Annotated in this window: 8 protein-coding genes; 7 read left to right on the top strand and 1 reads right to left on the bottom strand. The window is 46.1% G+C overall.

Going from position 1 to position 11,035, the window contains the following annotated elements; genetic code table 11:
* The 3 genes from AC3A8L_RS13045 to AC3A8L_RS13035 form a co-directional block, all read left to right on the top strand.
* The coding region (locus AC3A8L_RS13045; protein WP_487962703.1) for an RluA family pseudouridine synthase at nucleotides 1-455 on the top strand (455 nt) is incomplete at its 5' end.
* A gap of 50 nt (nucleotides 456-505) precedes the next feature.
* Entirely contained in the window at nucleotides 506-727 is a 222-nt protein-coding gene (locus tag AC3A8L_RS13040; protein WP_487962702.1) for a cysteine-rich CWC family protein, read from the top strand.
* Nucleotides 728-843: 116 nt separating this feature from the next.
* Nucleotides 844-1,500 (top strand): putative glycoside hydrolase, encoded by a 657-nt coding sequence (locus AC3A8L_RS13035; RefSeq protein WP_487962701.1) that lies wholly within the window; start codon nucleotides 844-846, stop codon nucleotides 1,498-1,500.
* An 83-nt stretch (nucleotides 1,501-1,583) separates the two neighbouring features.
* Here AC3A8L_RS13035 and AC3A8L_RS13030 read toward each other — a convergent pair whose 3' ends face one another.
* Nucleotides 1,584-1,787 carry a hypothetical protein gene (locus AC3A8L_RS13030; RefSeq protein ID WP_487962700.1) on the bottom strand — a complete coding sequence of 68 codons (204 nt, stop codon included), beginning with the start codon at nucleotides 1,785-1,787 and terminating at the stop codon, nucleotides 1,584-1,586.
* Between the two features lie 135 nt (nucleotides 1,788-1,922).
* Here AC3A8L_RS13030 and AC3A8L_RS13025 point away from each other — a divergent pair, with 135 nt between their 5' ends.
* The 4 genes from AC3A8L_RS13025 (at nucleotide 1,923) to AC3A8L_RS13010 (ending at nucleotide 10,973) form a co-directional block, all read left to right on the top strand.
* Nucleotides 1,923-4,307: a ligand-binding sensor domain-containing protein gene (locus AC3A8L_RS13025; RefSeq protein WP_487962699.1), complete on the top strand. Its 2,385-nt coding sequence runs from the start codon at nucleotides 1,923-1,925 to the stop codon at nucleotides 4,305-4,307.
* A gap of 707 nt (nucleotides 4,308-5,014) precedes the next feature.
* Nucleotides 5,015-7,531 (top strand): DUF1592 domain-containing protein, encoded by a 2,517-nt coding sequence (locus tag AC3A8L_RS13020; protein WP_487962698.1) that lies wholly within the window; start codon nucleotides 5,015-5,017, stop codon nucleotides 7,529-7,531.
* 13 nt (nucleotides 7,532-7,544) lie between these two features.
* Nucleotides 7,545-8,891 (top strand): DUF1552 domain-containing protein, encoded by a 1,347-nt coding sequence (locus AC3A8L_RS13015; RefSeq protein ID WP_487962697.1) that lies wholly within the window; start codon nucleotides 7,545-7,547, stop codon nucleotides 8,889-8,891.
* Nucleotides 8,892-9,062: 171 nt separating this feature from the next.
* Nucleotides 9,063-10,973, top strand: coding sequence for a CE1 family esterase (locus AC3A8L_RS13010; RefSeq protein WP_487962696.1), 1,911 nt, complete (start codon nucleotides 9,063-9,065; stop codon nucleotides 10,971-10,973).
* The last annotated feature ends 62 nt before the right edge of the window (nucleotides 10,974-11,035 follow it).

Genomic DNA, 11,035 nt, shown 5'->3' with positions numbered 1-11,035 from the left:
TTATGATTGTTCCTTTGAATAAAAGCGTGAATGCTGTTTTTAATCGGCAGTTTCAGGCGCGAACGATTACCAAAACCTATACCGCAATACTGCATGGAATTGTGGCCAAGGATAGCGATACGATTGAACTCCCTGTGGCCAAAGATCCGCCTAATTTCCCGCTGCAAAAAATTTGTTTCGAAACGGGCAAGGCGGCTATAAGCCACTATCAAGTGACGTATCGTGACCGGCAAAAAAATACCACCCGTATGAATTTTACGCCTTTAACGGGGCGCACGCATCAGTTGCGTATTCACAGTCGCGAAATAGGGCACTCTATTTTGGGCTGTGATTTATACGCAACTAAAGCTGTCGGTGCTCTTGCCCCGCGTTTAATGTTACACGCCACAACAATTGATTTTGATCACCCGATAACGGGTGAACGCGTTCATGCTATTTGTGATTGTCCTTTTTAACCGGGCTTTTTAATAGTGCTTTTTAATTAGGACTGATAACCATCCTGACAATGGGGGCTCCGTTGAGCGAAGTAACGACTGTTGATCCTAAAAAATGCCCGCTTTGCGGTGAGTTGAATGCGTGCGCAAGGGTCGAATGTGCGGGTAACGTTGAGGACTGCTGGTGTTATAGTCCTGTGGTCGCCTTCCCTCGTGAGTTATTGCAGCGCGTCCCCGATGCGGCCAAGGGCAGGGCTTGCCTTTGTTTTGCTTGTGCGGCGAAGAGTGCTTAGCCCATATTCCCATTTCTTTCTATAGATGCCATTAACCGCACAAATCGATATATGCTTTGGCGTGTAAAGCGCTACTCTATTATAAGTGACCCTATAATTTAATATCGAGGCTGCTTATGTTACTTATCCCGCACCTGGTGAATTTAAGCCGTAAGATGTTTGTACCTTTACCTTTAGTGGCTTTTCTTGTTTCGAGCGCAATGTTACCTATGGCCGCTTCGGCCGAAGGGCCTAGCCGTTTGAGTAATTATTTACTCAATGGCGTTGCTGTACCCGGTTGGCAATTGGCTTTAGGTGATGAGACCGAATGGTATCAACCGCAAAAAGATAATATAGGTGTTAGCGCCAATAAGGCTATTTCGTTTAATCAGCAAGATGATGTTGTACATATTAAATGGCGATCCAAGAAAAAGGACGGGGTTTTTTCGATCAACGGCCAAGCGATTAACCTTAGTCAGTTAGACGATACCATTGCCTTGGCGATTGAAATGAATGTTGCGACGAAAAAATTAAGGAATCCGATTGAGCTCAGTATGTCGTGTGGTTACCCTTGTCGCGGTACTGTAACCCTAAACCCACTGCTGGATGCTTACCCTCGCAATGAGTGGATTACCTTGCCACTGCCATTGCGCTGCTTTAAAAATACAGGCACCGACTTTTCTAAATTGGATTCCCCTTTTAGCTTGCAAGCTAAAGGTAAGCTGGAGATGTCGATTCGCAATATACGCCTAATTAAAATTCCTGCCGATTTCGCATTGTGTAAAAATAATTAAAGGGCGAAGCGATAATCGTTTATCCAATTAGGCGTTTTTATTGAGCGGCGACCATACGTTGCCGTTTAGGTTTGCGAGCCAAACTATAGCTTTAAAAACTTAGGCAATAGCAATAGTGCGCCACCTATACCAACAAGTAACAGTGTGTTGTGTACAAAATAGGGGTAAACCATGAGGGCAAGCCCTGTATAGCGAATAACGCCGTTGCTCACTTTTTTGCCATACATAAAATAGCCCAAGCCGATAGAGCTTATTACTAACCCCCAGATCAATAGATTGGCATTCATCAACATCCCCGCTATACCGGTAATTCTCTGCAATTATAGGTCAAACCGCTACACTTCATAGATATTTATTGACACGTTTATTCTCTATTAATACAGCGCTGCGAGACCTTTATGCCCCATTTAACGCGATTTAAAATGAGTATCATATTTGCCTTTGTGTTTTTTAACGTTTATTGCGCGCAGGCGTTTCAGGGGGATATTAACCCTAGTAATGTCAAATTTAAGCGCATATTAGCCGAACACGATATTGCCCTAGGCGCTATTTATGATGTGATTCAAGACCGCCAAGGGTTTATTTGGATCGGCGGCATGGGTGGGCTGGTACGATACGATGGCTATACGCTTAAGGTTGTTGGGCAATCGGGTGATGCTAATAATGCGATTAAACGAGTGCATGATATTTATGAAGATAAGCAGAATAATTTATGGCTAGCGACGAGCTATGGCTTAATAAAATACAACATGCTAACGGAAGAGCATGTGCGCTATACCGATCAATCGCCAACGCTTTCCTTAAGTAATAATTATGTTATGAAGGTGACTGGCTCGCCAAATGGCGAAATTCTAGCGGCGACGTGGGCCGGCATTAATATTATTTCTCCTGACTCTACCGCCATTAAAGTCGTATATCCGGATGTTAAAATACCGGCTTCGCATCCAGTAATGGCGCTGCAATTTGATGTGAATAAGCGATTGTGGGTAGGCACGTCTCAGGGGTTGTATTATCAAAACTGGCAATCAAATAATTTTACTCGCGTAGTATCGAACACAAGATTAGATAGCGCAGAAGTTAAAGCCTTGGCTTTTGGTATTAATAAACTCTGGGTTGGAACTAATAAAGGGCTTTATGAATTAGATGTAGCCTCGAAAAATTACGTTTCAGCTAATACTGAAACATTAAAAGCGGCTGTCTATCGGCATAATGTTAAAGACATTGGCAGCTTAAGTGCCGATCTTATTTGGAGTTTACTATTCGATAAGCAGGGCTTGTTGTGGGTTGCTACGGATCAAGGTGGTTTGGATCTATTTGATGCTGAAACAAAAACCTTCATACATTACAAAAATAATTCCGCATCATCCACCTCGTTGGTAACTAATACCGTTAAGGCATTGCTGCAGGATAATAACGGCGATATCTGGACGGGGCATTTCCCTACCGGCGTAAGCTATTTTAACCGATCTACAACCGTGGCCACTTTATATACTCCGAACCCTTTGCAGGAGGGAAGCCTCAGTCACAACTCGGTGATGGCTTTCGCTGAAGATACCGATAATATTTGGGTTGGTACTGATGGCGGTGGGCTTAACCGCCTTAATCGTAAGAACGGCCGTTTCCGCGTTTTTAAAGCGAGTGAGCACGAGAATTCGCTGCAAAGCAATGCCGTGCTCGCGCTATTAAATACGGGCGATAAAACCTTATGGGTCGGGACGTGGGGCGGCGGCTTGGCCAGTATCGATTTGTCCAATCAAAAAATCACACGCCATACCTTGGCGCGCAATAAAGATGGCAGCGCAAAGACGCTAAGTGTATGGAGCTTATATCAGGATAGCGATAATAACCTTTGGGTGGGCACGCAATTTAGTGGCCTTTACCGTTACCAGCCCAGCACACAAACTGTGCAAAATTTTGCGCCCAGCGCTGCGAGCGACAGCTTGGCAGCCAACGAGGTTTGGACCATGCTAGAGGATAAGCACGGGCGTTTTTGGGTGGGCACCAGTGCCGGGCTTAATTTAATGGACCGAAAGGCCGGCACCTTTAGCGTGTATAAAAATGTGCCTAACGATGTTAATAGTCTGAGCCAAAATTCGGTGGAGTCTTTGTTTGAAGATAATCTTGGGCAGTTGTGGGTGGGCACGGCTGGCGGTTTGAATCGTTGGAATGCGACCACTAAAAGCTTTAAACGTTTTACGAAGGCTGATGGTCTTGTTGACGATGTGATTAAAAGTATCGTGCAAGATTCGTCTAATACTTTATGGTTAGGAACCAGTAATGGTTTATCAACCATTAATCCCAGTACCGCCCAGCTTAAAAACTACCGCCCTCATATCGGTTGGCAGAAGGGCGCCTTTAATGCGAACGCTAGTTGGTTAACCCGCGACAACACATTAATGTTTGGTGGTGAAAATGGCTTGATGGCTTTTTCACCCAAGGGCATCGAAAAGTCGGCTTATCAAGCACCTATTGTTTTTACAAATTTGTCGTTAGACGCTAAATCTGTCGCTGTTGCAAGGGATTCTGTATTGATTAACGTTTTAAGTGCTGCGTCACAAATTACCATTGAAAGTAGCTTGCAAATGTTTTCTGTTGATTTCGCATTGCTGAGTTATCGGGGCAGTAATAAAAATCAATATGCTTATCGCTTGAAGGGTTTTGATAACGCTTGGAGGGAGGTAGGAGTGCAGCACTCGGCTACCTATACCAACCTTTCTAAAGGTGAGTACACCTTGGAGGTGAAGGCTGCGAATTATGACGGTAATTGGAATAGTAAGGCCGCCACGTTGGGTATTCGTATTCAGTAGTTTCCGTCCCTTGACTATCTAATATTCCGATGACGTTTTTTTGCGGATCGATTTTTGGCCTGATGATTCGCATTTATTTTAAGTTGAAATTTATCTAAGGCTTCGGGGTTTTTAATCAAAAATGAATCGTTTTGCTTGTTTTTACGGGTTTTAAATTTGTGACTTTCATCACGTTATCGAATTGTTTCGCACCCCATATTTTTCCTGAAATATGGGGTTTTTAAGTGCTGGGGTTTACATGTAGTGATGGGGGTGTCTTATGCCTGCCGTCATGCCATTCTGTAATCGAGTCTAAATTCTCTTTTTTATGGGTAAAAATTCAAAGGTTTTGTTGGTTAATGCTCCGTAAACTATGTTTTCGCGCTCTCTATTTTTCGCATTATCTCTCCTTACTCGTTTTTTCTTTGTTAAATACACTCATATCTAGCCCCATTCCATCCGAGACTTAAGTCTCACCTTAACGGTCCTGCGGGTAATAAAACGCAAAGGATCTGAATGATTAATAACAAAAAAGTGATTTTTTATTAACCCTGTAGATTCTGGGATCTATTTTAACGAAAAGGTTGTTATTTTTTAACGCAGGGGAAAGGTGCATGCATTGTTGGGTCGGTGTTGTTTCGACCGCTATCAATTATCAGGCGCTAAACACCTTTGGCAAATAAAAGTAATAACTCAGTCAAATCCATAGATTGATCGGAGATACAGAAATGGTTAATAGTAAAGCGAGGCGAATAGCAAGTTATTTTATGCTCGCCGGAATGGCGGGTGTGCTAAGCGCTTGTGTGGCAGAGTCGGGGACTGGCAGCTCAAGTGCTGCCAATACAGCAAGCAGCAGCCCTGATGTTTCGCCGACATCCAGTGCGCAGGCGGCATCAAGTAGTCTACCGAACACTTCAGGTTTTATCCCGCCAGCAGAAGAAATGCCGGGTGAGCCAACATTTGCCTTGGCTATCAATGCGGGGGGGGATGCCGCAACGCTTGACGGCATTCAATACCAAGCAGACGCTTACTTTACTGGCGGCCTTACTTATACGAACACCAATGAAATTGCCGGTACCAATGAAGACGCAGTGTATCAAAGTGAGCGCTATGAAGACTCTAGCTATGCGATCCCTGTGGACAATGGAAGTTATAACATTCGTTTTAACTTCAGTGAAACTTACCACGAAGTGGCTGGCGAGCGGATCTTCAATGTGATTGTTGAGGGGCAAAGCCGGCTGAGCAATGTCGACATCTTTAAAACCGCCGGCTTTAACGCCGCGATGGTAGAGCAGGTTGACCGTGTTGCTGTTAGTGACGGTACTTTAAATATCGACTTTCAAAGTGTGACGGCCTTTGCAAAAATTACGGGCATCGTTATTTACAAGGCCGATACCGTTGTTACCCATGCCGACCGAGGCAAGCAAATTTTTGATGCTCAGTGCGTAACCTGCCACGGTGCCGCTATCAAAGGCGTGGGTACACGTGCAGACGAGTCAGGGCACGACTTACAGAGCTTGATTGCATCCATCGAAGCGACTATGCCACCTCCGGGCTTTGAAGCGAACTTTGGTACTTGCGATGCCGAGTGTTCCTATTACACCGGCAAATATATTGCCAGCGTTAACCCGTTTATTGGGCGGCCTATACCTGGGCCAGAGCCCGATGCGCCCATAGCAGACATTGCGCCGTTGCCGCCCGTAATGAGCCGCCTAAGTCAGCCTGAATATAACAATACTGTTCGCGATCTGTTCGGTATAACTTCAAAGCCCGCGGATGAATTCCCCTCAGACACGGACGGCCAGTTCAGTAATGACAACGCAACACTCTCTGTGTCCGCCTTCTTTATTGAGAAGTTTGATGAAGCTGCATTAAACATAGCAACAGAGGTTGTAGAGGCAGCGGTGAATGGGAATCGCTCAATTATCAGTTGTGATGTCACCAGTGCTAACTGTGCACAAGCGGTTATCAATGTGCTGGGTATTAAAGTGTGGCGTCGTCCGCTTTCAAGCGAAGAATCAGGTGGTTTACTGGCGCTGTACAATGAAGTGCAGGGTGTCACCGGCAACCGCGCGACCTCGATGACTACAATGTTGCGCGCTATGTTGCTCTCACCTAACTTTCTATACAGGCCTGAATTTGATCAGAATTTAATGTCCACTGATCCTCAGCCGCTTACGGCATATGAGCTGGCGAGTCGTATCTCCTACTTCTTGTGGGCCAGTACGCCTGACGATCAACTGCTGAGCGCGGCGGCCAACGGCTCACTGCTTAATGATGCAACAATCCGATCGGAGGTGGCGCGTATGTTGGCAGATCCTAGGGCGGGTACGTTGTTAGATGAATTTGCGGTCAATTGGCTGGACTTCAGAGACGACAAATTTGATGAGCACACCGTTGACTCTAATTTATTCCCTGAGTACACCGATGAGATCGAAGAAGCTTTGAAAACTGAAACGCGCAGCTTCCTTGGCCACATTATTAGTGAGAACCGCCCGATTTCCGAAATTTTGAATGCGGGCTACACGTTCTTGAATGAGCCATTGGCTAATTTCTATGGTGTGCAGGGTGTATTCGGTAATAACTTCCGTATGTACGAGTGGCCAGCAGGCTCTGATCGCAAAGGCTTACTAGGCCACGCTTCGTCGCTAACTTTGCACTCAAAATCGGATTCTACTTCGCCAGTTAAACGAGGAGTTTGGGTAATGGACAGGTTTCTCTGTGATCGGCCACCTGAGCCTACTGCCGAAACTATTGCATTGTTCCCCGCAATCCCATTGGGCTTGGACTCGCGGCAAATTTCTGAGACTCACAAAGAGTCATCACCAGTTTGTTTTGCATGTCATGCCTATGTTGACCCGATTGGTTATGGTCTGGAGAACTTCAACCCCATTGGTCTCTGGCGCGATGAATATACGGTTAACAATAGAGCCGTTGACTCATCAGCTCAGCTACCGAATAACGGAGGAGATTTTTCCAGCTTGACAGAGCTCGCTGATATTTTGGCAACAAAAGGTGATGTTAGCGTTTGTTCAATTGGTTACATGATGACTTATGCATTGGGTCGACGGTCGAGCACGGTTTATGTGCCGGGCAACGTCTCTGAAGACTACCCTGCGGTGTATGACATTTACAAAAAGACGCTAGACAGCGCACACAGCATTCATGATGTGTTTACTGAAATCGTTTTGAGCCCAGCGTTCCGTTCACGCTTAGGCGCAAACACCGGCTCGCAGCAGCCATAATAGGAGTATTACAATGACCCAGATAGAATTAAGAAGAAATAAGGCTCCTAAGCTAAACCGTCGTTCATTTTTGGCAGGTTCTGGCGTTTGTATGTCGCTACCCCTGCTAGAGGCCATGTTGCCAACCGGTAAAACAGCCTTCGCGCAAGATGCAACGCCCGGCCGTATGCTGGTGATGTTTACCGGCAACGGCTGCCATATGCAGGCCTTCACGCCGAGTCGGGCAGGTGATTTTAACGGTAATTTTGGCACGGCAACTTCGCTAAACCCGCTGCGCGACATCGCAGGCGACATAACGACCATCAAGGGTTTGCATAACGACCCGATGGCGGGCCAGGCCGGTGACCATGGTAAGGGCAGTGGCGCCTTTATGACCTGTGCTGAAGTGGCTAAAAACCGCATTGCATCGGCGACTACGATGGATGTGATTGCCGCGCGACAAATTGAGGGGCAAACACGCTATAGAAATTTGCACCTCGGTATTGATGGCGTAGGTGGTGGATTCCCGGATAACGGTTATTCCGCGGCCTACATGGGCAATATTTCTTGGGAGGACGCATCGACTCCATCGCCGAGAGAGGATAATCCCCAGCGTTTGTTTAACCGTTTGTTTAGTGGAGATTTACCAGAGAATTCTGGCGGCGTAGACACTTCTGCTGCGGTTAATAAGTCGGTTATTGATGCTGTCTTAGGGGATGTTAACCGGCTTGAAAACAAACTGGGTATCGCTGACAAAGAAAAGCTGCAGAAATACTTGGAGGGTGTGCGCGAACTTGAAGGCCGACTTAACTTCGAGCAGCCAGATATGGTTCAGAGTAGTGCTTGTGAGCGTCCTAACATTGGCGGCAATGGCAACTTTGACATAAATGGTAAGTTGTTTAACGATTTGATGGTGATGGCCTTTACATGTGATTTAACTAGGGTTATCAGCTATGTGTTTTCTAACGGCTTAAACGGTAGGAGCTATAGCAACTTAGGTATTAGCAAAGGTCACCACGATATTTCTCATCATCTCGGTCAGCAGGGTAACTACGATTTGTTGAAAAAGATTGATACTTACCATATGGAGCAGTATGCCGACCTTTGCAAAAAATTAAAGGCATCGACTGATATTCAAGGTAAGTCGCTACTCGATAGTTGCATGGTGCTTTATTCCAGTGAAATTGCCGATGGCAATACACATAGCCACTATGACTTGCCCATCGTTATTGCCGGTAAAGGTAATGGCCGAGTTAGATCTGGCCGCCATATCAATAGTAACAGTGGTCGAATTGCCGACTTATTCTTGGCAATGCAGCAACATGTGGGTGCCAACGTGAATTCGTTTGGTAATAGCCGAGGTCCATTAGACTTATCTTAGTGATGTAGGTTTGAGTCAAATCTAAGTAAAGGCCAAAAGGGCGCTTTAGTGCTCTTTTGGCCTCTCATCTGAATATTTTGCCGGCATTTCGCTAGATTCCCTTTAACTGGGGTTTTCTGTGCGTTTTACCCGCGAGATAAGCAAGGTACGACCCTTCTTAGAGGTTTAAAAATGAATAAAAATAAAACGATCACTCAAAAAGTGGAGCACCTAACGGGCGCTGCTTTTAAAGGTCGGTATTTGGCAATCGCCTTATCCACCATTCTCCTTCCTGCTTGTGTGGCCGATCCCAAGCCCACACCGGGCAATTCCAGTTCCGAAGCCCAAGCGAATTCAAGCGTAGCGGTTACCCCTAGCAGTTCAAGTATTGCAGTGGTTGCTAGCAGTGCGGTTGCCGTTGTATCTTCGGCGGCATCAACCGATCCGGTTGATTGCTCTGTTGTTGATGTTGCCGTTGGCCGAAGTGCTTTTGGTGAGGAGTCGTGCAGTGCATGTCACGGTGATTTTAATGAAGCTACTGGGATGGCGCCGGGCAAACCAGGTGTGGGTTCCCCTATTGATGTTAATAGCTTCAAGGAGTTTTCCGAGTCTAACACTTCGCTAGATGCTTATATCGCTAGCAAAATGATGAACTTTAAATCGGGCTGTGCGGGCGATGCCGCGTGCGAAGCAACAGCAGCCAATATAGCAACATTCCTAAAAAGTACCTCTAATAACCCTTGGTGTAGCGATACGGGCAGTTCCTCTGTTGCCGTGTCGAGTGCACCGGCTAGTGCGTCTTCAAGCAGCGAGCCTATGGCGCAAGGCGGGCCAGGCACTGAAAATACATTGTTAACAAGTACAGGTGAATTTGATTCTGGCGCAGAAGGGTTTACAACGTACCTGGGTGCTAATGTCGCAACATTCACTTGGAATAATACTTTGAATGTTGCTATTAGTGCGACTACAAACAATGGATACGATGTTCAGGTTAAGCACCCTGTTGCTGTGCAAGCCGGTATTTCCTATACCGTATGTTTTGATGCTTTTGCGGTGAATAATCGCGATATCGAGTTGAATATAGACAGCGACGAAGGTTATCGATCGGTTGTTTCTAGCCCGGTTAATATCAGTATTGGGACCACTCTTGAGCGTTTCAAACATACCTTTACGGCGAGTACTACCGACGATACGTCGCGCCTTTTATTTAACGTTGGTGTTTCTGATGCCGATGTAACGCTCGACAATATTGGCTTGTACCACGGCACCATGTGTAACGAAGAAAGTACTATTCCACCGCCCCCACCACCACCGGTTCCTGGCGAATCAAACCCCAGCGCGGGTTGTGGCCAAGCTCCAGGGCAAACAGGCAATACGCCCATCGGTAATGGGAATTCTTATTTAGTCTCACTTCCGCAAAATTATGATCGTAATAAAGCCTACCCATTGTATTTTGATTTTCACAATACAGGCACTGACGGCGTAGGGTATTCGGAACGCGGTGACGGCTTTAATAGTAATGCCAAAAACAACGCCATTTTTGTTTACGCAACAGCGAGAAACACCGGTGGTGGCTGGGGTGGAGCTGATTTTCAAATGTTTGAGCCATTATATAACCGCATCACGGATCAGTTTTGTGTGAATAAAGCGGCTGTATTTGCGACTGGCTACAGTAGTGGTGGTGACTACTCCGGCATGATCGCATGTGAGCATGGCGATAAAGTTACGGGAATTGCACCGGTTAACCCAAAACCTGTGGGTGGTTATCAAGTAACGAATCCAGAAGGGCGTAACTGTAAAGGTAATGTAAAGGCGATTATTATTTACGGTAACAACGACACTGTTTTGAACGCATTTATGGGCGCCAGCGGTAGAGACATGACAGAGTTCTATCGAGTTAAAAATGGCTGTTCAACAAACACGGCGGATATGCCAGGGTATCCACAGTGCAAAACTTACCAAGGTTGTGCTGCCGGCGCTGAAGTCTCTTACTGTCCTCATAACTGGGGGTACGGCGGTGATGGCGCTAGCAATGGCGCAGGTCATGGATACCCGAACTGGACCACTAGAATGTTCTGGGATGCTACGGCAGAATTCCGGTAGTTAAGTAAGGGACGAGGAAACAATATTTCATCCACTAATACTTGATCTCGGCCTCCTTACCT

The organism is Marinagarivorans sp., from assembly GCF_982758155.1.
This window is presented reverse-complemented; position numbering and strand designations above follow the sequence as displayed.

Coding starts and splice junctions, on each gene's coding strand:
- AC3A8L_RS13010 (WP_487962696.1), top strand. CDS start 9,063: ATGAATAAAAATAAAACGATCACTCAAAAAGTGGAGCACCTAACGGGC.
- AC3A8L_RS13030 (WP_487962700.1), bottom strand. CDS start 1,787: ATGAATGCCAATCTATTGATCTGGGGGTTAGTAATAAGCTCTATCGGC.
- AC3A8L_RS13040 (WP_487962702.1), top strand. CDS start 506: ATGGGGGCTCCGTTGAGCGAAGTAACGACTGTTGATCCTAAAAAATGC.
- AC3A8L_RS13025 (WP_487962699.1), top strand. CDS start 1,923: ATGAGTATCATATTTGCCTTTGTGTTTTTTAACGTTTATTGCGCGCAG.
- AC3A8L_RS13020 (WP_487962698.1), top strand. CDS start 5,015: ATGGTTAATAGTAAAGCGAGGCGAATAGCAAGTTATTTTATGCTCGCC.
- AC3A8L_RS13035 (WP_487962701.1), top strand. CDS start 844: ATGTTACTTATCCCGCACCTGGTGAATTTAAGCCGTAAGATGTTTGTA.
- AC3A8L_RS13015 (WP_487962697.1), top strand. CDS start 7,545: ATGACCCAGATAGAATTAAGAAGAAATAAGGCTCCTAAGCTAAACCGT.